Here is a 24,318-nt window from a genome sequence, read left to right as displayed (position 1 = left end):
AAAATTCAACAAGAAAAATGAAATTAAACTATATAAAAATAGCCGTAGCAAGTGTAATGGTCTTAATGACAAACGCTTGTACTGATAAATTGGATTTGTTACCAACCAATGATATTACTGCCGAAACAGTGTATAAAACGCCACTGGGCTACAAACAAGCTTTGGCAAAAGTATATTCAGCTTTCGCCCTGACGGGTAACACGGGCGGAACGGGAAGTCCAGATATTCCTTCACAAATTATTTCAGACGAAGGAAACTCAGATTTCTTGAGATTATACTGGAATTTACAAGAACTCACCACCGACGAAGCCGCTTGGACTTGGCAAAATGATGCAGGCGTAAAAGGTTTAAAAGAAATGAGTTGGTCGGCGGTGAATCCGATTATCAACGGAATTTATTATCGTGCCTTTTTTCAAATTACGCTTTGTAATGATTTTATTCGCCAGTCGTCTGACGAAAATCTAAGCAAAAGAGGCATTTCGGGAACAGATGCCGAAAACATCAGAAAGTACCGTGCAGAGGCAAGATTTATCCGTGCTTATCAATATTGGGTTTTGATGGATTTATTCGGAAATCCTCCTTTCGTTACCGAAAACGATGCCATCGGAGCTACTTTGCCAAAGCAAATTCAGCGAAAAGAACTGTTTACTTATATCGAAACAGAATTGAAAGCGATTGAAAATGATTTATTGGCAAAAGGACAAAATGAGTACCCACGTGCCGAAAAACCAGCCGCTTGGGCATTATTAGCTCGTTTGTATTTGAATGCTGAGGTTTATACGGGAACGGCAAAATACACGGAAGCCATTACTTATTGTAATAAAATAAAGTCAGCATCTTTTTCATTGCATCCCAACTATCGTGAATTGACTTTGGCAGACAATCATCTGAATACCACAGAAAATATTTTTATGATTGCTTACGATGCTACACATACGCAAAACTGGGGCGGTACTACTTATTTAACTCACGGGCCTGCGGCTGTGCCGGGAGATATTTCGGGAACGAGTGGTAACTGGGGAGGTTTGCGTCATACCAACAATTTTGTGGACTTATTCAGTGATGAATCTGGCAATACCGACCAAAGAGCGATGTTTTATACCGTAGGTCAAAATCGTTTGATGGCAGATTTATACACAGGAACAGACGGTTATTCTTCAACAAAATACAGAAATAAAACCCGTACAGGAGCAAAAGCTCCTAATGCTGACCCATCAGGCAACTGGACGGACATTGATTTTCCTTTGTTCAGATTGGGTGAAATCAATTTGATTTATGCCGAAGCTGTGCTAAGAGGTGGAACAGGTGGCGATTTGGCTACGGCTCTTACTTATATCAACCAATTGAGAACCAGAGCTTATGGCGGAAAAACGACGGGCAATATTACCGCTTCGCAACTGACGCTTGATTTTATTTTAGCAGAAAGAGGAAGAGAATTATACTATGAGGCTCATCGCAGAACGGATTTGATTCGCTTTAAAAAATTCACGACCAGTGCGTACTTGTGGGTTTGGAAAGGCGGAGTTGCCAATGGTAGAGCTGTGGAAGACAAGTACAATCTTTTCCCGATACCTTCAAATGATTTATCATCAAACCCAAACTTGGTGCAAAACCAAGGGTATTAGTTTTATTAATTTGAAAATGAATGACAATTTGAAAATTTAAAGATGATAAGAGTTGAATTTGGTAATTTATGAATTTTAAAGATTGGGATTTGAATTATAGAAAACATGAATTAAAAGATTGGTATTCATCTTTTTAATCCTCATTTTCAAATCTTCAAATTTCCAAATTCACCTCGCATTTTCAAATCTTCAAATCACCAAATTTTCAAATTCACAAATTCTCCCAAACATACGATTATGAAAAATATATTTAAAATACTTTCATTGTGCCTCTTGAGCATTGGTATTTTTTCTTGTGAAAACGATGAAATCAAAACCGTGATGAGTAGTGCAAGTCAAGCCCCGAGCTTGTCGGCTTCTAAAACAAGCTTTGTATTAAGTCCAGCCACAGCCAGCGACTCTACTGTGGCATTTTCTTGGAATCGTTCAAATTATGGATTTCAAGCTGCTGTACGTTATACTTTACAAATTGCCAAAGCTGGTACAAAATTTTCAGCTCCCAAGGAAATCAGCTTAGGCAATTTGTTACAGTTGAAATACACCACGGCTGATTTTAATCAATTAGCAATCATTCAAGGACTAAAACCTAATAATTTAGGTCAATTAGAAGTAAGAGTAAAATCATCAATTTCAGATGCCGTGGCGGATATTTATTCAAATACTGTTACGCTATCGGTTACTCCTTATTTAGTTGTGATTAATTATCCATCACTTTGGGTAGCAGGCGACTACCAAGGTTGGAATCCTGCAACTGCTCCAAAAATTTCTTCCAGAAACTCTAATGGCATTTACGAAGGATATGTCAATATCGTAGGCGGAACTCGTCAGTTCAAATACACCAGTCAGCCAGATTGGAACGGAATAAGTTATGGCTGGGCAAGTAGCACTACCACAGGAAGCGACGTAACAGGTACTTTTAGTAGCTCAGGAGGCAATTTATTCGTACCCGAAGACGGCTTCTATTTATTGAAAGGAAATACCAACAACAATACTTGGAGTGCCACCAAAACCACTTGGGGAATTATTGGCGATGCCACCGCAAACGGCTGGGCGGATGATGTAAAAATGACTTATGATGCCACCAAAAATGTTTGGAAAGTAACCACTACTTTAAAAGCAGGAGGATTAAAATTCAGGGCCAACGGTGCTTGGGCAATTAATATGGGCGATACTGGGGCAGATTTAAGTTTGGAATACGATGGCGATAACATTGTTATTCCAGCTAATTTAGCAGGAACACATACTATTACTTTAGATTTAAAAGCAGGAAATTATACTTATACCATCGAATAGTTATGAATAAATTCATCAATTTTATTGCCTTTTCACTTTTGTTATTATCATGTAGCAATACTCCAGAAGTGGTTCAACCAGTGGTAGAACCGCCAGTTTCAAAATTTGCCAAAGGTGCAGACATCAGTTGGATAACTGAAATGGAAGCGGCAGGAAGAAAATTTTACGACAAAACAGGTAAAGAAACGGAATGCTTTGCTTTAATGAAAGCTTTGGGGATGAACTCCATTCGTTTGAGAGTTTGGGTAAATCCTTCGCCAGCTTATAATAATACTGCCGATGTAGTGGTGAAAGCTTTGCGTGCTAAAAGCTTAGGTTTCAGAATCATGATTGATTTTCATTATAGCGATAATTGGGCAGACCCCGGCAAACAAACCAAACCTGCGGCTTGGAATAATTTGGATTTAGCAGGCTTGAAATCTGCCATCGGAACACATACAACGGAGGTTTTGACTGAACTCAAGAAAAATGGCATTACGCCAGAGTGGGTACAAGTAGGCAACGAAACCAACGATGGAATGCTTTGGCCAACAGGAAGAGCTTCGACGAGTATGGGGAATTTTGCCCAAATGATTAATGCTGGTTATGATGCCGTAAAAGCTGTTTTTCCAGAAGCAAAAGTAATCGTTCATATTTCTAATGGTTATGATAATCAATTGTTTAGATGGATGTTCGATGGACTAAAAGCCAACGGAGCGAAGTATGATGTAATCGGGATGTCGCTGTACCCAACTTATGCACCAGATTATGCGACTGGCGGTTGGGCAAAAGTAAATCAGCAATGTTTGACGAACATGAACGACATGATAACACGCTACAACAAAGAAGTAATGATTGTAGAAGTAGGTATGCCGTGGGACAGTGCCGCAGAATGCAAATTGTTTATCAGCGATATTATTGCCAAAACCAAATCACTTAGCAATGATAAAGGCTTGGGCGTACTGTACTGGGAACCACAAGCTTATAACTGGGTTGGCTATACTTTGGGAGCATTCGATAATTCGGGAAAACCGACGGTAGCCATGGATGCTTTCTTGCCTTAATTGAAAATGTTTTTTTGGTTGAAAATCATTTTCTAAGATTGTAAATGAGTCGGTAGAGTACTTGTTTGCTTAAATTGGAAGGCTATCTTGAAATTTCATTTTCAGATAGCCTAATTTTTAATTTACCTAATCTTAAATCACTATGCAAAAAAAAACATTTACTTTTTTAGTTGGCTTTTATCTGTTTTACTTCTCCTGTTTTTTATCCTTTTCACAAATCACACAGAGACAAAGAATTAACTTTGATAAAGATTGGAAATTTCATTTTGGACATACTTCCAATCCTGAAAAAGACTTTAATTATAGCATTACAAAGGCTTTTGTAAAGTCTGGAATTGCTGAAAATTCTGCCATTGAACCAAAGTTTAAAGATGCTCAATGGGAAAAAGTAAACCTTCCACACGATTGGTTGCTTGACTTACCTTTTGTAAAATCAGAAGATTTGAATGTGGAAGCACATGGTTTTAAACCTGTGGGCGGTTTATTTCCCGAAACTTCGGTGGGTTGGTACAGAAAACATTTCAAAGTAGCTCCTGCTGATTCTGGTAGTCGTTTCCAAATTCAATTTGATGGTATTTTCAGAGATGCCAACATTTGGATAAATGGTTTTTACTTAGGAAACAACAAAAGTGGTTACTTGGGTGTCGCTTATGATATTACTGATTTTATCAATTTCAAAGATGAAAATGTCATTGTCGTTCGGGCGGATGCTTCGCAGTATGAAGGTTGGTTTTATGAAGGTGCAGGCATTTATCGTCACGTTTGGTTGAATAAATATTCAAATCTTCACATTAATACAGATGGAATTTTTGCTCATACGAAAATTCAAGACAATAAAGCGACAATCAATATTGAAACTTCTGTCAGCAATGAAAATTTTGCCTCTGCCAATTATACACTTACTTCGTACTTGCTTGATAGGTCGGGCAAAATCGTTGGAAAATCTGCTGAACAGGCTCTCAGTCAAAATGCTTTAGAAGAAAAAACGACCAAACAGAGTTTTATCGTCAACAATCCAAGACTTTGGAATTTGGAAGACCCGTATTTGTATAAAGTCTTGGTTGAACTGAAATCAAATGGTCAAATTATTGATAAACAGAGTTTTAAATTTGGTATCAGAACGATTGAAGTAAAAAGTAATGGCGTTTTCTTGAATGGAAAATATGTGAAAATTCTGGGAACGAACAATCACCAAGACCATGCAGGCTTGGGAAGTGCTTTGCCTGATTATTTACAATATTATCGCATCAGTTTATTGAAAAACATGGGTTCAAATGCTTACCGAACCAGTCACCACGCCCCAACGCCTGAATTATTAGCGGCTTGCGACAGTCTGGGAATGTTGGTGATGGACGAACAGCGTTTACTCAACAGCGGAACGGAATACATCAATCAATTTGAACGTCTTATTAAACGTGACCGAAACCATGCTTCCATTTTTATGTGGAGTATCGGAAACGAAGAAGGAGGCATTCAAACCAATACTTTTGGGAAAAGAATCGCTTTGACGCTTATCGAAAAACAAAAGCAATTAGACCCCACTCGTACTTGTACCTATGCCGCCGATTTAGCCAATGTATTTCATGGCGTAAATGAAGTAATTCCTGTAAGAGGTTTCAATTATCGTCAATTTGGTGTAGCGGATTATCATAAAGAGCATCCGAATCAACCTATTATCGGAACAGAAATGGGAAGTACTTTAACGACCAGAGGAATTTATGAAAAAGATACCATCAGAGCTTACGTGCCAGACCAAGATATTACTGCTCCGTGGTGGGCAAGTACGGCAGAAGAATGGTGGAAATTGGCAGCTACGAATGATTTTTGGTTAGGCGGTTTTATCTGGACAGGCTTCGATTATCGTGGCGAACCAACGCCTTACCGTTGGCCCAATATCAATTCACATTTTGGCGTAATGGACGTTTGTGGTTTTCCTAAAAACATTTATTACTATTATCAAAGTTGGTGGACCGACAAAGATATACTTCACATCAGTCCGCACTGGAACTGGCAAGGGAAAGAAGGTCAGCCGATTGATGTTTGGGTAAATAGCAATGCCGATGACGTAGAATTATTCTTGAATGGTAAAAGTTTAGGCAAAAAAGAAATGCCAAGAAACGGACATTTGCAATGGGCTGTAAATTATCAAGCAGGAAAATTAGAAGCCATCGCTTATAAAAAAGGAAGAAAATTGACGGCAAAAGTTGAGACAACTTCAAACCCCATAGAAGTAGTCGTTACGCCTTACAAAACCACAACTTTGGCGGATGGAAATGATGTAAGTATTATCAATATCAGCGTGATAGATAAAGATGGGAGGGAAGTACCCAATGCGGATAATTTGATTAAATTTTCAATCAAAGGAGATGCAAAAATTATCGGCGTTGGCAATGGCGACCCAAGTAGCCACGAACCCGATAAATGTATGGACGGTGCTTGGCAAAGAGCTTTATTCAATGGAAAATGTCAAGTAATTGTACAGGCAGGTACAAAGCCAGATTTGATAAAATTTGAAGCTACTGCCGCAGGACTTTATGCAGGTTCGACGGATATTATTACGATTGCTCCAGAAAATACGACTAAAATCACGATTGATAAAAGCTATGAATTGAAAGGAGAAGCCGCAAAAGCTCGTCCTGTCGATAAAATGATAGGAGCGGACATTTCATTTTTACCAGAATTAGAAGCCAAAAATATTAAATTTTCTGACAAAGGAATTGAGAAAGATGCCATTCAGATTTTGAAAGAACATGGTTTCAATTACGTTCGTTTACGTATTTTTCATAATCCTGCCGATGTAGAGGGATACTCACCACAAAAAGGTTTTTGTGATTTGGAGCAAACCAAAAAAATGGCAAAAAGAGTAAAAGAAGCAGGCTTGAAACTCTTGCTTGATTTCCATTACAGCGATACTTGGGCTGACCCCGGCAAGCAGTACAAACCCAAAGCTTGGTCAGGTTTAGCTTTCACAGATTTGAAAAAATCTTTGTTTGAATATACCCAACAAGTAATGCAAGCCTTGAAAAACCAAGGTACTACGCCAGATATGGTGCAGATTGGCAACGAAATCAATCATGGTATCATTTGGCCAGATGGCAATGTGAAAAATCTGGATGAATTGGCTCAATTATTAAATGCAGGAACTGCCGCCGTAAAATCTGTTGACCCAACAGTAAGCATGATGTTGCACGTAGCTTTGGGCGGACAAAATCATGAATCTGTGAATTTTATTGATGCGATGTTGGCAAGAGGCGTACATTTTGACGTAATTGGCGAATCTTATTATCCAAAATGGCACGGAACAACAGACGATTTAAGAGATAATTTGGGTAATCTTATTCAGCGTTATAACAAAGACGTAATTGTAGTAGAATACTCTCAGTTAAAAGAAGACGTGAATGCCATTGCTTTCAATTTACCCAACGGCAAAGGAAAAGGCACTTGTATTTGGGAACCGCTCAGTACTTGGGAAGCTTTCTTTGAAAAAGATGGAAAATCCAATCATTTACTGGCTATTTATGATGAACTTTCTAAAAGATTTTTAGTGAAATAAAGAGCGTTTTTGCGTTATCTCAATTTAAGTTTTGAGATAACGCAAAAAACAATCAAGGTTTCGGATATTTTTTGGAAGCATCGTCAACTACCAAAACCCAATCTTGACCATAGCCAGTACTTGGTGGCGTAAATACTTTTGTTGCTTTATTCTCAAAAACACCTATTTCTTTTACTTCGCCATTGCGAGGATTAAACCAAAATCCTGATAATTGAACCCCTGAAATTTTACCTAAATTCAGCGTAAATTTTTTGCCCAAAGCAGAATAAACCATCAAATAATCGTCACCACGAGTAGCTTGAATACGTTCATAAGCCGATAAATCATGCTCAACTATTAAAGATTGGTCTGGAATTCTCGTCAGCATCGGACGAGATTCTATGAGTTTTCGTAGGTATTTTACTTGTTTAGCCGCAGGTAAATCAAGTGCTTGTTGCCAATAAAAATGTGGGCCGTTTACTCCTTCTGCTTTCGGCGAATACATTTGCCAAACATCATGACAACCATAAGTACAGCCAAAAGCTCCTGCAAAAACATCAAGATAAAGAGCTTTCCTGACATCATAAGCGTTGGTTGTGCCATACTCCAGAGCATTGAAACAAACGGGATGGTCTTCATAAATGGGTTCGCCATCAATCACAGGTTTGGTGATTTGTCGATGATAAGCCGTCAAAATTTTATCATAAACCGCCGCATCTCTACAATGTCCTGTTTGAAACATATTAAAATCAAGCCATTCGTCGCTATGAAACCATTCACTTGCTCCTTCTTGGTTGGGTTGTGGATGAAAAGTCATCATAGCTTTTTCATTTCCATTCAAAGCCTCAGTAATGCCACTTGCCATCGCTCGCCAAATCGCTACGTCGTTGGTATTGGCTCGTGGGTTTCTGTCTCCACCCAAAATCCAAATGATATTTTTTCGATTTTTATACCGATTTCCAATCCATTTACCATAAATTTTAGCATTATCAACCGTAAAAATCTCAGGGCCGTTTCCCCAGCGGTCTTTATAAATTTTATCTCCCCAAGTAGGTAAAAGACCAATAACCAAACCCAAGTCTGCGGCTTTATCAATCACAAAATCTACGTGTTTAAAATAGGCTTCATTTGGTTTAGTGGGGTCGTCGTCAATCAATGGTTTTTCATGGTAAGCGTTGGGTTTATGCAAACCGTCCAACTCAGCCAAAGCCACTGCTTGAATCACGGTAAAACCCTGTGAGGCTCTTCTACTTAGATAAAAAGTAGCTTCTTCTCGGTCGAGTGCATGGAATAATTCCCAAGCGGTATCACCCATCCAAAAGAAAGGTTTTCCGTCTTTTAAAACATAATGTTTATTTTCGCTTACAGTAAAAGTCTGAGCTATACTTCTGATATTCAGGAACAAAAGTGCCGAAATACTGAGCAACAGTTTTATTTGTATTTTCATTTTCAAAAAGAAAAATAAACTTTTGAGATTCTGATATTATTCAATTCTTGCTTTTACGTCGGGCAAAGAAGCTAAGGTACTTGTGCTTTTATCTAAATAAAAATAGGTAGTTGCCGAATAATCATCTATTCGATAAAAATTCACCCATCCTTTAGGAAAAGAAGCATCATTAATGTCCAAAGGATTATCAAGCAATCGTCTAAATCCGCCATCCCACTGTACTGTTACGGGTTTCAACGGCACTTTTTCTTGCAATAATTTTCTTACAAGGTCACGCTCGCCACCGCCAATTTGTTGAATGGTCGCTTTGAAATTTTTCTGAAAAAATACTTGGTCAGGAATATGAAAACGATAAAAAGCATACTGTTTTGTGCTATCGTTGGCAATGGTACTTCCCTGATATAAATTGGTAAAAACTCCCAAACCCCAAGCCGTTCCGATATAATCTTCTGTACCTGTTCCGTTGTAAGTAGGAAATTTATCGTCATTGTCCATATACAGTTTTACTTCGCCTTCGCCCCACCAAGTATCAGCATAGCGTTTATCGGCATTTACGCCCATATTTACGCCTAAATACCTTCCTTTGCCTTCAATTTTGGGTAAAAAAATAAAATCTGTTCCCAGTTCAGACGTTTTTTGCCTTGTCCAATACGCATGAAAATACATGGCGTTTGGTGCTGGTTTTTCTAATTGAACAAAGTCAATATCGAAAAAGAGTAAACCAATACCTTTATTACTTTCATTGGTTATGACAATCTTCGCTCCTGTTTTGAAGGGCATCGGGATATAACAATTAAAAGAACGTCCTTCTGGATTTGAAAAAAGTGCGGTTTCAAATTTCACAGGTTTAGACAAGCCAAAACCAAAAAAATCTCCGAAAGGAACATCAACGGCGGCTTTTGTGGCATTGTCCCAATACATTCTTAGGCGTATCGAACGAAGCATTGCTGGCGAACGGTCTTGAATGGTAAACCACATTCGCTGAATAATACCTGCTCCCGACAAGTTTAACAATACTTTCGACTGCCCTGCTTTCAATTCCTCAAAAGCATTTCCTTTGGCTGTTTGATTGGTTTTTCCTCCATTATTTTTCAGTCCATTCAGATTTTCAAAAGTACTGATGCTACTTTTTTTGATTCCTTGTGGCATTTGATAAAGTACTTGCGACCAAGCCGAAAAACTCAAGCAAAGCGTTATTAATATGGCTATATTTCTCATAATCAAAGCTTTTTCATGATTTTCATTAAACTTTTTGTAATTACTTCATAGCCCTTATCGGATGGATGAAGTCCGTCGTAAGTCATATCAATTGCTTCTAAAGGATAAGGGTATTCGTCTGTTTCTGGATTGAAAGGTACGTCTATAAAATCTGGATAAGGATAATTTCTGTACGCACCCGTTTGTGGGTCTTTTAGGCGTTTGAAATGCACAAGTTTTGCTAAATGCAATTTTTTATGATGATACAAGTCCACCACAGGGTAATTTTCAAGCTTGGCAATACTGATAATTGCATCAGCAAATTGCGATAATTCTTGATCTTTTTTGGCTCGATACGAACCATAAGCATTGTTTTTCATATTGGCGATATACACAAAATCTACTCTTTGCATAGGAGTAATCAAAATGATTTTTGCGTCGGGGTTCAAACTTTTGAGTTTATCAATAATAATTCTGAAAGCTCCATACACGGTATTTGTGCCAGTGTTACCTTGATAATCCGCCAAAGTCCCCAAGGCTTTGCCGCCCCACCAGTCGTTTGTCCCTAAAAAAATAGAATACACATCTGCTTTCACTAATCCCAGTTTTTCGATTTGTTCGGCAATCCTTACCGAAGTCCAGCCATTATGTCCTTGATTAATGTATTCAATATCAGGTCTTTGTTCTACAATTCTGCTCATGTAGCCTTTTGTAATTCTATTGCCAGTTTCGTTCGGATGGTCGTTCAGATAAGTAATAGAATCGCCGATGGCTACCCATGTAATTTTTTTGGGCGAAAAGGCTGTGAACAAGCCAATGAACAATAAGAGTACAAGTTTTTTCATTTTTCGATTGTTTTGTAATTGTAGTTGAGCAAAATTAATTTTATCTGCTTTAAGCTCAAATTTGCCTATTGTCTAAAACTAATATTGAATGATTACTGAAATCCGAAACCCGAAATCAGCAATTCCAAATCCTTCATTGAGCATCATACAAATTGTGCTTTCTGTATATTTTTTATAAATATTTTCAATTTATAAATAGCTAATTAATTCTCCATCCGTATTTGGAGGGCTTGGACGATTGCTTTTGAGCATTTTTTTGAAGGACAATCTTTAGAAATTGAAGCTTATTTTCAGAACAAGCCAGTTTTTTGTCCTCTATGTCTTAACTTTGTGTTTTATTATTTTTTCAATTATATGAAAAGGAAAATCGAAATTCTTGCTCCTGCCAAAAACCTTTATCAAGGAATGGCTGCCATTAATGCAGGGGCAGATGCAGTATATATTGGAGCTCATCAGTTTGGGGCTCGTTCAAATGCTACCAATTCTGTGGAAGATGTAGCAGAAATGGTGAAGTACGCCCATTTATTCAAGGCGAAAGTTTTTGTGGTAATCAATACGATTTTGTATGATAACGAGCTTGAACAATGCCGAAAACTGATTTATGAATTGTATAATATCGGTGTTGATGCCCTTATTATTCAAGATATGGCCATCATGGAAATGGATTTACCGCCAATCGTGATTCACGCCAGTACGCAAGCCAATAACAGAGATGCCAAACACGTAAAGTTTTTGGCAGACGCTGGTATGAAAAGAGTAGTGTTGGCTCGTGAATTAAATTTAGATCAAGTACGAGAAATTCACGAAGCTACTGACGTAGAATTAGAGTTTTTTGTATCGGGTGCTTTGTGCGTGTCGTTTAGTGGTAATTGTTATATGAGTGTTGCTAATGGCGAACGCAGTGCCAACCGTGGTTCTTGTGCTCAGAACTGCCGATTACCTTACCGATTGATAGACGGCACAGGCACAACTTTGATTGAGAGTAGTCACTTATTGTCAATCAAAGACTTAGACCTTAGCGACCAATTACCCAATCTGATTGAAGCAGGCGTTTCTTCTTTCAAAATAGAAGGACGACTAAAAGACATCGTTTACGTAAAAAACAATACTTCTTATTTGCGTAAAAAATTAGATGCTTTTTTAGAAGGTAGCGATAAGTACGAAAAGGCTTCATCGGGAAGAACTTTCTATAATTTTGAGCCAGAAATGGACAGAAGTTTCAACCGTGGTTATACCGATTATTTTGTCAATAAACGTAAAGAGAAAATTGGTTCTTGGGAAAGTCCGAAGTCGAAAGGGCAATACATCGGTAAAGTATTGGAAATCAAAGCCAATGGTTATGTGATTGAAAACTACGAGCTACTCAACAATGGCGACGGGCTGTATTTTGTGAATGAAAACGGCGAAGCAGATGGAGCTCAAATCAATATCATTTTCAATAATTTGGTGATACCTAATACTTTTAAACCATTAGCAATTGGCACAGATATTTACAGAAACTCTGATGCCGAATTCAACAAAATGGTTGAAAAAGAAAATAGTGCCGTTCGTAAAATTGGTGTAAACTTATACTTTACCGAAACCCAAGCGGGCTTCCAGTTATTGGCGGTAGATGAAGACGGGCATCAATGTAGCATGGAACTTGAAACCAATAAAGAAGTGGCAAAAAACCCTGATTCTGTGATTCCAAATATCAAAAAGAATTTAGCAAAAACAGGAAATACGCCATTTATGGTGGATGAAATAGAAGTAACTTTTTCAAACAACTGGTTTCTACCGATTTCAAAAGTCAATGAAATCAGAAGAGAAGTATTGGAGCAATTAGTAGATATTCGTGTACAAGAGTATCATCGTGAAGAGTATCAGATTACAAAAACAGATCACCCTTATCCAGTATCTAAATTAGATTTTACTTATAATGTGTCTAATAAAATGGCAAGAGCTTTTTATAAAAGACATGGCGTAACTGAAATTGAAAAAGCTTTTGAATTGCAGTGGGACCCCGGCAAGGCAAGAGTAATGACAACCAAGTACTGCGTAAAATATGAATTAGGTAAATGTGCCAGATTCCAGCGTGATACGATGGGCGAAAAACTGGTAGAACCCCTAACACTGAAACATGGGGAAAATGAGTACAAGCTCAAGTTTAATTGCAAGCCTTGCGAAATGGAAATTTGGGAAAAAGATGCAGAGCTTGAATTTGAAGATGAAGACGAACAAATTGGCTATGTTGCAAGAAGATAAGTAAGCTATTTGTAGCGAGTAAAATTTGTGAAATACATATTATAACCCCCCAAAGTTGTTGAAAAAATTTCGACCGCTTTGGGGGTTTTAACTGTTCAATAATTAGTACAAGTTACCTTCTTGCCATTTCAAACCGATAAAATCGTACAGAAAAGCTAAGTTGTCTGGTATTATAAGGTACTGGTCGTTTTTTATCAAATACTTTAGTCTAAAATAGGTACTTTTGGATATTGCTCATTTTGTACAATTATATCTCAAAAAAATGAAAAAATATTTCCTCTCCTTTAACTATCGAAAACCGAAAATTAAGATTGCTTTGCTCTTTACTTTGCTAATAATTGTATTTTGTTCTTTTATTATCTCGAAACCACAAAAACGCAAAGCTTTGGTCAATCAGTTGTCGATTATGCTGACCGACAGCCTCCCTAAAGTAAAACTTCCAGAAGGTGTTGACCCTAATGATGAAAACTGGAAAGGGATAGATTTAGCTCCGAAACAACCCGTTCAACCGTTGACGGTTGATGAAGAAAGTAAAAGATTTTTGTTGCCTCCCGGTTATCATATCCAACCAATTCTTACAGAACCTGCTATTCAACAACCGGGAGCAATTGCTTTTGATGGAAACGGTAGAATGTATGTGTTGGAGCTTCGTTCGTATATGTTAGATGCCGATTCAAAGAATGAATTAGAGCCAACCAGTAGAATTTCACGCTGGGAAGATAAAAACAACGATGGCGTATATGAAACAGGGACAACTTTTATCGACCATTTAATTTTTCCTCGTTTTGTGTTGCCTTATGGCAAAGATTGTATCCTTACGATGGAATCCGACGCTGATAACGTTTATAAATATACCGACACCAATGGCGACGGAAAGGCGGATAAAAAAGAACTTTTCACGACCAAATACGGTCGTTCGGGCAATGTTGAACATCAGCAAGCTTTTATGTATTATGGCATGGACAACTGGCTGTACAGTACAGTAAATGCTTTTAGAGTAAGAGAAACGCCCAACGGAGTAATTCGTGAAAAAACAGGTTTCAACAGGGCTCAATGGGGAGTTACACAAGACGATGATGGTAAACTTTGGTTTCAAGGCGGAGCAAGTGGCGTGCCTTCATACTTTCAGTTTCCGATTCAATATGGCAATTTTGAAGTACCCAATGAATTAGCCAAAGGTTTTGAAGTACCTTGGGGTGCAGCCGTAAAAATTGCAGATATGCAGGGCGGTATGGACGAAGTTCGTCAGCCTGATGGTTCTTTGAACAGAGTAACGGGTTCGGCAGGAAATGATGTTTTCCGTGGCGACCGACTTCCCGAAAATATCAAAGGACAGTACTTTTATGGTGAACCTGTGGCAAGAATTGTCAGACAAATTAATCCTGTGGTTACCGAAGGACTCACGACATTGCATAATGTATATCAAGACCAAAAATCTGAATTCCTGCGTTCAACCGATCCATTATTTAGACCTGTGGATATGGCAACTGCCCCAGATGGTACAATGTACATTGTGGATATGTATCATGGCATTATTCAAGAAGGACAATGGACACAAAAAGGAACATATCTTCGGACTAAAATTGAACAGTATCAATTAGATAAAGTAGTGGGTTTGGGCAGAATTTGGCGAATTACTTATGACGGAAAAGAACGTGATAAAAATCAGCCAAAAATGTTGAATGAAAGTACAGCTACTTTGGTAAAACATCTCGAACATCCAAACGGTTGGCGTAGAGATGCCGCCCAACAATTAATTGTTTTACGAAAAGATTTAACTGCCGTTCCTGCTTTAACTGCCATGGTATTGAACAGCAAAAATACGCAAGCCAGAATACAAGCCTTGTGGTCATTAGAAGGTTTGGGAGCTTTAAAAACAAGCCTTGTTCAAAAATTATTAAAAGACTCCTCCCCTCGCCTACGCATTCAGGCTTTGCGTGCCAGCGAAACTTTATATAAAGCTGGCGATAAAAGTTTAGAAGCAAATTACACGGCAAGTTTAAATGACCCAAATACGGATGTTGTTATTCAAGCGATGATGACGAACAAGTTTTTAAATGTGCCTGATTTGAATAATAAAATCAAAATGGCAATGGCGAAAAACAAAGCTGCTGGCGTAAAATTGGTAGGAGAACAAATCGTCGCACCGCCCAAAACCCAGAATATGGGGCCATTTGGTTCACCAGAATTAAGTAAAGGACAGAAAGAAGTAGTGGCCAGAGGGGCAGTGATTTATAATGAATTGTGTTCGCAATGTCATGGGAATAATGGCATGGGAACTCCCGCAGGAAGTGGCGGAAAACTAATGGCACCAGCTTTGGCAGGTTCGCTTAGGATTCAATCACATCCAGATTATGCCATCAAAGTAATTTTACATGGTATGGAAGGGGCAATTGACGGCAAAACCTACACCGCAGGCGTAATGGCAAGTATGAAAGACCAGTCTGACGAATGGGTAGCAGATGTAGTTTCGTATATCCGAAACGGTTTGTCGAACGATGCTTCATTGATTACGCCTCAGCAAGTCGCTAAAGTACGTGCCAAAACGGCTGAACAAAAAACGATGTATCAGCACGATAAACTTTTAAAATTAGTGCCAAAGGAAATCCAAGTCCAAGATGGCTTGAAAGTAACAGCCAGTCATACAGCTTCCACTCGTATCGGTGGAAATGTTTCTCCATTGAGTGCCTTTACTTATGAAGGTTGGTCAACAGGTATTAAGCAAGAAAAAGGAATGTGGTATCAAATTGAATTACCTACTGTATTTGATTTAACAGAAATAAATTTCAATGCTCCACAAAATTTTCCTAAGGGTTGGAAATTCAAACCCAATACTCCTATCCCATTTATTCAAACCTATCCGAGAGAATATGTGGTAGAAACTTCTTTGGACGGGACAAATTGGCAAGAAAATATGAAAGCTCAAAAAGGAACAGAAGGAGATAATACGATTACTTTTAATGCTACAAAAGCCAAGTTTGTGAGGATAAAATTAGAAGGAAATACTGTAAAAGACGGAGAAGACATTCCATGGTCGATGAGGCAATTGAAGATTTATGGGCAGAAATAATATGATGGCTTTCAGCTTTCGGTCATCAGCGGTCAGTATTTGCTGGCAGTTGATGACTGAAAGGTCTATTTCGGTAGCTACATCAGTTAAAATTACTTATGCTTTCTATGCTCACGCAATTTTGAATTTGTAAATAATAAATTCTCTTCTTGTTGCCAATTACGAGCGAGACGCTCTTCTCCGTTTGGGGTCGTAGGAACGCTTCGCTTAACCAACGACCAGAAGGAATATTTTTGATGCCAACGGCATCACAGATTTATAACTCAGCTAATTCGGATAGATTCTATGACCCCGTTGGGGTCACACTTCTTGTTGTCTTACATTATTTAAGCTATAAATCTTTAATCCCTTTGGGATTGTTCTCATTGAAAATGTATTTAGATTGATGCCTTCGGCATCACAGGTTTACAACCAAACTAATCCCGATAGAATCTATGCCCCCTATGGAGTTACACATTTTGTTGTCGTCCATCATTTCTGGATAAGCATAATTATCTATCCTATTCGTTATTTTCCTTCTTTTTGGGTTTTATGCTAAAAGCATCCAATTGATATTCCATTTTTTCCCATAAATGGTTAAATGCTTCTCTTTATAGCCAATTGCGAGCGAGACGCTCTTTTTTACTTTTAGGTCGTAGGAACGCTTCGCTTAACCAACGACCAGAGAGAGTACTATGATTTTCTTTTTCATTTTTTTGGGGTAAAACTCTCTGTCTGGTTGGTATAAAGCTTCGCTGAGCCAATGACTGTATGGAGTATAGTTATTCATGTATATAAATATATCCTAAAAATCGTTTACTGTCATCTTCAAAAAAAAGACTTATTTCATCCTTGTCATTAGTTTTCACTTCAATAAATAAAATTTTATCAGACTTACTTTCTTTTAAGGCAAAAGCTGAATCTTTAAGCCCTTCGTAAATAGCTTTATCATTAGAATTTAAGCGAAAATTTTCATCAGAAAACATATCACTACGGGTTTGATATATATCGTGTAACTGAATTCTATTACTTGTGAATTTAACAAGTATCTCTCCTAATGCTCTCTCATTAAAAGAAATAAGGTCAAAGTTCGTTGCTGTAACTGTTTTGATTAATTCTTGAGTTGTCATTTCTTGTTTGTTGTGTGTTAGGGGAGAAAGGCTCTATATTGATTCGGTAATTTGATATTAATTAAGTTTTCAATGTTCACCAAATCAATCTCTAATAGCTTATTACCAGTTTCTGTAAAATTTAAATTTTCCATACTTTACTACCTATATGCTCCATTATCGGAAATATTAACTGGTCGTTGGTTAAGCGAAGCGTTCCTGCGACCCTAAAGTAATAAAAGCTTCATGATCAGCTTGGTACAAAAAGTCCATTTTAGTAAAAGTATCGAATTTTACCTATTCAACACTTTATAAAATGCTATCGCATCTTACCAATCATGAGATTGGCGAACACAACGACGTAGTGAAAAACTACGCCGAGTAAGGGGGCTTTTTTATGATTTAACTTTTCGTCAATTCCTTTCTATACAAATAATAGAAAAGCCCTATACTCAAAATCATTTTGACGAACATCCAAACTTGAATTTGTTGGTTTGTTGTATACCAACTCATCATAAACTCTAACAGAAAAGCAAAAATTAGAATAGAAATCATTATACATCCTTTTTGTTTTAAGGCAAAATGAATAGGTGAAATGAGTACGATAATTTCTAATAATGGCAGTGTAAATAACATAATTGCTGCTAAAATGTACCCTTCCTTATTTGCTTTTGAATTCCATTTAAACCCATTCACAGCAAGTTCATAAATATAAAAACATAGCCATTTGAGTAAAATATAGCCTACGAATTTTAAAAATATTTTTATCATTGTTTCTTTTATTTAGGGTATCGTTTATGAAAACCCTCATTTTCTTTAGTTACAAATAATACAACATTCTCCAACTGGTCGTTAATTAAACAAAGCACTCCTACAACCACTTAAAAATCTTACTTTACAAATCTATCAAATATCAAGAATATCAGCCTTTCTAAACTGAGGAAAATTTCTGATACTTTAATATTTACAAGTGCTGAATAAATCGAAGCAATAGGCTTGATTATCTGTTATTCTCTGTCACTTGTCGTTTTTCGGCTGTTTTTTTATGATAAATGAATTACTTTTGAGAAAATGCAATTTATTGTACAATTATATCTAAGAATAATTAAAATAGATTGCTTTTGTACTTTCTTTTGAAAGATATTTCAACCGTATCAAAACACTAAAACTGAACAACATGAAAAACGAACAAAGCTCATCATCTTCTCGCCGCCAGTTTTTAGGAACTACTTCGGCTTTGGTTGCTGGTGCCGTATTAGGAGCTAACAAAATCTGGGCTGCTCCTGCCATTATTCGCCATCTCAATCAACCCAACTCGCTCATTAATGGAGTACAAATTGGCGTTATTACTTATTCTTTCAGAGATATGCCCGACCAAAGTGCGGAAGCTACGCTTAAATATGTGCTGGATGCTGGCGTAAGTGCCATTGAATTGATGGGCGACCCGGCAGAGTCTTTTGCAGGAAAACCTAAAAATCCAGTGGATATGCGTTCGTTTTTCCCATTGATGAGAAAAAGAAGTGAGAAAAAAGAACTTACCGAAGACGAACAAAAAACTTTGGCAGAAGCAGAAACGCAAATGAAAGCCTATAATGCCGAAGTAAGTAAATGGCGTTTGTCGGCTTCGATGGATAAGTTTGAGCAGGTTCGTAAGATGTACAATGATGCAGGTGTGAAAATTTATGCTTTCAAACCGAATGCTTTCGGAATGCAAAATACGGATGCTGAAATTGAATATGGCATGAAAGCCGCCAGAGCATTGGGTGCAAGTCAAGTGACGCTCGAACACCCAAGTAATGATGCCCATACTTTAAAATTGGGAACAATTGCCCAAAAGTACGGTATCAAAGTGGGCTATCATGGTCACGAACAGCAAACGCCTACTTTCTGGGATACTGCTTTGGCACAGTCACCAGCGAATGCTTTGAATATTGATTTAGGACATTTTGTGGCGGCTGGCAATCAGAATCCTTTGGATTTTATCAAACAAAAGCATGATAAAATTGTCAGTATGCACATCAAAGACCGCCAAACGCCAGAGCATGGTAAAGGCAATGTGCTATGGGGACAAGGCGATACGCCTATTACAGAGGTATTGAATTTGATGAAAACCCAAAAGTATAATTTCCCTGCTACGGTAGAGTTGGAGTACAAAATTCCTGAAGGTTCTACTTCAGTTGCGGAAGTAAAAAGATGCGTAGAGTATTGTAGAAAAGCCCTAAGCTAAGTTTTAGTAAACAGGTAGGTACATAGAGGTTGAAATACTAAGATTTGATAAATTGGAAAGTTTTGAGCTGTGAGCCGTAAGCTGTGAGCTATGAGCTGTGAGTTATGAGCTGTGAGTTATGAGCTTTGAGCCGTGAGCTATAAGCTTTGAGTATTTAAACATGAGGCTTTTCATTTAATAATGGATTGCTTAAACTCGAGCTAATAGCTCACAGCTCATAGCTCACAGCTTACGGCTCACAGCTATTTCTATTATACAATCTTAAAAACATTAAAATAATGCTTAAACAGAAAGCCCGTTGGCTTACTTTTCTCTTCTTTATTTCATTGCTTGGAAATGCTTTTGCCAACGTTTCTATCGACAATTTAACGGTTGATTATCAAGCTAATCCTTTGGGTATCGACATCCCCAATCCGCATTTTGCTTGGCAAATGAAAGTTTCGGATGTCCAGAAAAGAGGATATTTTCAAAAGGCTTATCAAATCATCGTTTCGGATGCCCAAAACCAAATTGTTTGGGATTCAAAAAAAGTAAATTCCGACCTTTCGCATGGCATTGAGTACGCCGGAACTCCCCTAAAAGCCACCACTCGCTATACTTGGAAAGTAAACGTTTGGGATAATTTCAACCAAATGAGTAGCAATACTTCATGGTTTGAAACAGGCTTGATGAACCCCAATCCAGATTTATCGGCTTGGTCTGGGGCAAAATGGATTGGCGGTGGCGACGAAGACTTGGTTTTATTCTCGCAATACCTTTCGGTTTATAAATTTCAATATGCCGTTCAGCTCGACAAAGCTTCCAATTCAACCAAAGCGGCTTTTGTTTTTGGTGGAAACGACCGTCGTTTGTTGGATAAAAATCTGAATTTAATGGCGGTACAAAATGGTGTAAACCAAAGCTATATCGCCTTGGAATTAGACATCGTAAACGTTTCCGACGCTGCTGATGGTTTGGCAAAATTGAATATTTACAGAGTTGGTTATGATAAAACGGACTCAAAAGATAAGATTTTTAAATCTTTTGACATTCCTCAAACGCTTATCAACCAAGCCAATAAGTACGAAAAACATAAAATTTATGTAGAATGTAACTTTGGTGTTTTTGAGTTTTTTGTAGATGGCACAAAAGCGGGAAATTTGTTGAAAGATAAAAATGCAGCTCCTACTTCGCCTTTTGCTCAAAGAGGTTTCAACTTGAACCCTGTTGGAAGTGGTAATAATTACATCAGTTTTCCGATGTTGGCAGACATTGGTTTTCAGACAAATGAGAATCAGAAAGCCTATTTTTCTGAGCTTGAAATCAAGAATTTCCGTTTTCCTTCCAATACACTTTTTACTGAAAAGTTGACGAATAGTAATTATTCAGGCATTTTTAAAGCTGAAAAATTAAGTATTGAAAATGGTACTTACGCTGTTTCTGGCGGTGCGTTGATTTTAGCAAACCCCAGTAAAAATGCCGCTCCAATGCTTAGAAGTACTTTTGCTACGCAAGCGAAAGCCATCAAAAATGCACGCTTATACGTAACCGCAAGAGGTATTTATGAAATGTATTTGAATGGGAAAAGAGTTAGCAACGATTACTTTAATCCTGGACTTACACAGTACAACAAACACCATTTGTACCAAACTTACGATGTTACTTCGGCATTGAAACAAGGCGAAAAAAATGCGATAGGTGCTTGGCTAAGTGAAGGTTGGTGGAGTGGAAACATTACTTACAGTGGAGAAAGTTGGAATTATTTTGGCGACCGTCAATCGCTTTTGACAAAATTGGTCATAACCTATTCAGATGGTTCAGAACAAGTAATTACTTCAAATCCGAAAGAATGGAAGTTTTTCAACGACGGTCCAATTCGCTATGGAAGTTATTTCCAAGGCGAAGTCTATGACGCTAACAAAGAGGAATTGATTAAAGATTGGACAACAGCCAATTACAACGATAATGCTTGGAAAGCGTCGGTTGAAGTACCATTAGAAGGAACTGCATACAAAGGAACTTTCACGGATTTTATGGGTAGAAAATCTACCTTAGATTATCAAGATTGTAAAATTGTAGGTCAAATGGGCGATAATGCCAGCATTGTAAAAACGATGATTGCCCAAAGTGTAGAAGAAGTTCGTCCGAAAATATTTGTGTATGACATGGGTCAAAATATGGTTGGTTTTCCGAAAATCTTGATTAAAAATGGGAAAAAAGGACAAATTATTACGCTACGATATGCAGAAGTAAAATATCCGAATCTTCCCGACTATAAAGGAAATGAAGGAATGGTAATGATGGAAAACATCAGAGCGGCATTGACACAAGATATGTATATCTTAAAAGGTGGTGACGAAATCATTCAACCAAGATTTACTTTCCACGGTTATCGTTATCTTGAGCTAACTGGTATTGATGAAGTGATTCCAGTGGCGGATGTAAAAGGTTTGGTGATTAGTTCGGTCAAAGAATTGAGTTCAATTTATGAAACTTCAAACGACTTGGTCAACAAACTTTGGAGAAATATTACTTGGTCGCTGAGAAGTAATTTCCTTTCAATCCCAACCGATACGCCTGCTCGTAACGAACGCATGGGCTGGAGCGGTGACATTTCAGTATTCTCGAAAAGTGCTACTTATCTTACCAACTCAGATTTGTTTTTGAGAAGACACCTTTTGGCAATGCGTGATGTACAAGCGGAAAGTGGCAGATTCACAGACGTTGCTCCGATGGGTGGCGGTTTTGGCGGTACACTTTGGGGAAGTGCGGGTATTGTGGTTGCTTGGGAAACTTATCAGCAATATGGCGATGTACAATTGTTGAAAGAGCATTACGATGCCATGAAACGCTACATTCAGTTTTTAGAAAGTAAAGTAGATAAAACGACTGGTATTTTGAACGAAGGCCCATTGGGCGACTGGTTGAGTCCAGAAGGAAATAAAAACGATAATACTTTATTTTGGATGGCGTACTTTGCTTATGATTTAGAAATTATGAATAAAGTAGCGAAGATTCTACAAAAAACAGCAGATGCAACCGCTTTCAAAACACGTTATGAGGAAATAAAGAAAATTTTCAATGAAGTGTATGTCGATAAAAATTCGCACAAAACCGTAAAATCAGGGGTTAAAACAGGTTTTATACCTGCTCCAAACGAAGCGGATACTCGTGGAAAATCTGATAAAGGTACATTGATTGATACGCAGGCATCTTATGCCATTCCTTTGGATTTGGGTGTTTTCGATGAAACAAACAAAGCTTATGCCATTCAAAATTTGAATGAAAGTATTCAAAGAAAAAACAAAGACGACCTTGGCGTAGAACGTCCAGAATATTCATTGATGACAGGTTTTATCGGAACGGCTTCTATTTCAGAAGCACTTTCTGAAAATGGAAATTCAGCCAATGCTTACAGACTTTTACAACAAACTAAGTATCCATCTTGGTTGTATTCGGTTGTAAACGGAGCTACTTCTATTTGGGAAAGACTAAATTCTTATACCGTAGAAAATGGTTTTGGAGGCAATAATAGCATGAACTCTTTCAATCATTACTCTTTCGGAGCAGTAGCGGCTTGGATGAATAATTATTCTTTGGGCATTCAGAGAAGTCCAGAAAAGGCTGCCTTCAAAGCCATCGTTCTAAAACCAACGCCCGACCCTGACAAAGTAATGACTTGGGCAAAAGGATATTATGATTCAGTGTATGGAAAAATCAGTAGTGAATGGCGTTATGAAGGCAATACTTTTGTGTATAAAACAAGCATTCCAGCCAATACAACCGCCACACTCTATTTGCCAGCCAACAGCATTGCAAATGTAAAAGAAGGCGGAAAAGCCATTACACAAGTGAAAGGAATTAGTCAAGTAAGTATAGAAAACAATCAAGTAAAAATGACATTAGTTTCAGGTTCTTATCAATTTGAAGTACAGTAGTCATTCTTGATTTAGCAAAAAGGTCTGAATAGCACTTGCAGTTTAGACCTTTTTGTTTTTAGGAAAACGAGCTAAATTTTGTAAAATAGACAATTTGAGCCTTTAGAAGTAAAGTAGAAAGGAAAAAATACAAAACAGAAGTCTTTCTATAAAAGACTTCTGTCACCATTACACTTGATAATCAAGAGATGTAAAACTATATACCTATCGCCATTTTTTGTCCATAAGTGTTGAGAAGTCCTTTGAGGAAGAAATTATTTAAGCCCTTTATAAAATCAGACCTATTACATTCATTTTGTAAAAAGCTATCGTTGAGTAAGTTCTTGAGCATCCAAACATACAGTTCAGCCGAAGCCGTAATATCTAACTCTTGCCGATATAAGTATTCAGATTTGCCCCTTGCTATATTCTGAGCAATATAAGGCAAAAGTTTACTATCTAAAAAACTGATGAGCATTTGATACGCTTCCAGAAAATAGACTCTCGAATCCTTTAAAAATGATGTTGTGAGTTTAGCAAAGTACTTTTGGATTTCTTCAAAAAATGTTTGTAGTTCGATAATAGCACTTGGCGAAACCAAGGGACATATTTTGAACGCCTGCTCAACCTTTGTCAGTAAAGATTCCACGATCTTTACTATCAAACTATGTTTTGAAGGGAAGTACATGTACAAAGTCCTTTTTGAGATACCACACTCACAGATAATATCGTCCATTGTCACAGCTTTGATACCATGTTTAGCAAACATCAATTGAGCTGTTTCCAAAATAAAGATTTGTTTGCTTGTCAT

General features: G+C 37.6%; 14 protein-coding genes. 8 read left to right on the top strand and 6 right to left on the bottom strand.

Annotated elements, in window-relative coordinates; genetic code table 11:
• Positions 1-17: 17 nt before the first annotated feature.
• From VB248_RS17965 to galA, 4 genes are all read left to right on the top strand, one after another.
• Entirely contained in the window at positions 18-1,625 is a 1,608-nt protein-coding gene (locus VB248_RS17965) for a RagB/SusD family nutrient uptake outer membrane protein (RefSeq protein WP_323298199.1), read from the top strand.
• A 237-nt stretch (positions 1,626-1,862) separates the two neighbouring features.
• Complete coding sequence (locus VB248_RS17960) at positions 1,863-2,918, top strand: SusE domain-containing protein (RefSeq protein WP_323298198.1); 1,056 nt, start codon at positions 1,863-1,865, stop codon at positions 2,916-2,918.
• 2 nt (positions 2,919-2,920) lie between these two features.
• A complete protein-coding gene (locus VB248_RS17955) occupies positions 2,921-3,961 on the top strand; it encodes a glycoside hydrolase family 53 protein (RefSeq protein ID WP_323298197.1) in 1,041 nt (346 codons plus the stop codon).
• 142 nt (positions 3,962-4,103) lie between these two features.
• A complete protein-coding gene (gene galA / locus VB248_RS17950; protein ID WP_323298196.1) occupies positions 4,104-7,514 on the top strand; it encodes a beta-galactosidase GalA in 3,411 nt (1,136 codons plus the stop codon).
• Positions 7,515-7,566: 52 nt separating this feature from the next.
• Here the strand turns inward: galA and VB248_RS17945 are convergent, their stop codons facing one another.
• Genes VB248_RS17945 through VB248_RS17935 form a run of 3 tightly spaced genes read right to left on the bottom strand, consistent with a single transcriptional unit; the run spans position 7,567 to position 10,982 of the window.
• Complete coding sequence (locus tag VB248_RS17945; RefSeq protein WP_323298195.1) at positions 7,567-8,940, bottom strand: glycoside hydrolase family 140 protein; 1,374 nt, start codon at positions 8,938-8,940, stop codon at positions 7,567-7,569.
• A 36-nt stretch (positions 8,941-8,976) separates the two neighbouring features.
• Positions 8,977-10,158, bottom strand: coding sequence for a glycoside hydrolase family 172 protein (locus tag VB248_RS17940; RefSeq protein WP_323298194.1), 1,182 nt, complete (start codon positions 10,156-10,158; stop codon positions 8,977-8,979).
• A 2-nt stretch (positions 10,159-10,160) separates the two neighbouring features.
• Complete coding sequence (locus tag VB248_RS17935; RefSeq protein ID WP_323298193.1) at positions 10,161-10,982, bottom strand: SGNH/GDSL hydrolase family protein; 822 nt, start codon at positions 10,980-10,982, stop codon at positions 10,161-10,163.
• Between the two features lie 354 nt (positions 10,983-11,336).
• Between VB248_RS17935 and VB248_RS17930 the strand changes: the two genes are divergently transcribed.
• Both VB248_RS17930 and VB248_RS17925 read left to right on the top strand, forming a co-directional pair.
• Positions 11,337-13,226, top strand: coding sequence for a peptidase U32 family protein (locus VB248_RS17930; protein WP_323298192.1), 1,890 nt, complete (start codon positions 11,337-11,339; stop codon positions 13,224-13,226).
• Between the two features lie 262 nt (positions 13,227-13,488).
• Positions 13,489-16,296: a DUF7133 domain-containing protein gene (locus VB248_RS17925; protein ID WP_323298191.1), complete on the top strand. Its 2,808-nt coding sequence runs from the start codon at positions 13,489-13,491 to the stop codon at positions 16,294-16,296.
• Positions 16,297-17,057: 761 nt separating this feature from the next.
• Here VB248_RS17925 and VB248_RS17920 read toward each other — a convergent pair.
• Together VB248_RS17920 and VB248_RS17915 are read right to left on the bottom strand one after the other, a co-directional pair.
• Positions 17,058-17,405: a hypothetical protein gene (locus tag VB248_RS17920; protein ID WP_323298190.1), complete on the bottom strand. Its 348-nt coding sequence runs from the start codon at positions 17,403-17,405 to the stop codon at positions 17,058-17,060.
• 381 nt (positions 17,406-17,786) lie between these two features.
• Positions 17,787-18,155, bottom strand: coding sequence for a hypothetical protein (locus tag VB248_RS17915; protein WP_323298189.1), 369 nt, complete (start codon positions 18,153-18,155; stop codon positions 17,787-17,789).
• Positions 18,156-18,561: 406 nt separating this feature from the next.
• On the opposite strand from VB248_RS17915, the gene VB248_RS17910 reads away from it, so the two are divergent.
• The gene (locus VB248_RS17910) at positions 18,562-19,611 is read left to right on the top strand and encodes a sugar phosphate isomerase/epimerase family protein (protein WP_323298188.1); all 1,050 of its coding nucleotides are present in this window, start codon (positions 18,562-18,564) and stop codon (positions 19,609-19,611) included.
• Positions 19,612-19,889: 278 nt separating this feature from the next.
• The gene (locus VB248_RS17905) at positions 19,890-23,528 is read left to right on the top strand and encodes a family 78 glycoside hydrolase catalytic domain (protein ID WP_323298187.1); all 3,639 of its coding nucleotides are present in this window, start codon (positions 19,890-19,892) and stop codon (positions 23,526-23,528) included.
• A 196-nt stretch (positions 23,529-23,724) separates the two neighbouring features.
• Here VB248_RS17905 and VB248_RS17900 read toward each other — a convergent pair whose 3' ends face one another.
• Positions 23,725-24,318 carry a TetR/AcrR family transcriptional regulator gene (locus VB248_RS17900; protein ID WP_323298186.1) on the bottom strand — a complete coding sequence of 198 codons (594 nt, stop codon included), beginning with the start codon at positions 24,316-24,318 and terminating at the stop codon, positions 23,725-23,727.

It is taken from the genome of Arcicella rigui (assembly GCF_034929435.1).
Taxonomy (GTDB): Bacteria; Bacteroidota; Bacteroidia; order Cytophagales; family Spirosomataceae; genus Arcicella; species Arcicella rigui.
The sequence above is the reverse complement of the archived record's forward strand: the minus strand, read 5'-3'. Positions and strand labels throughout refer to the sequence as shown.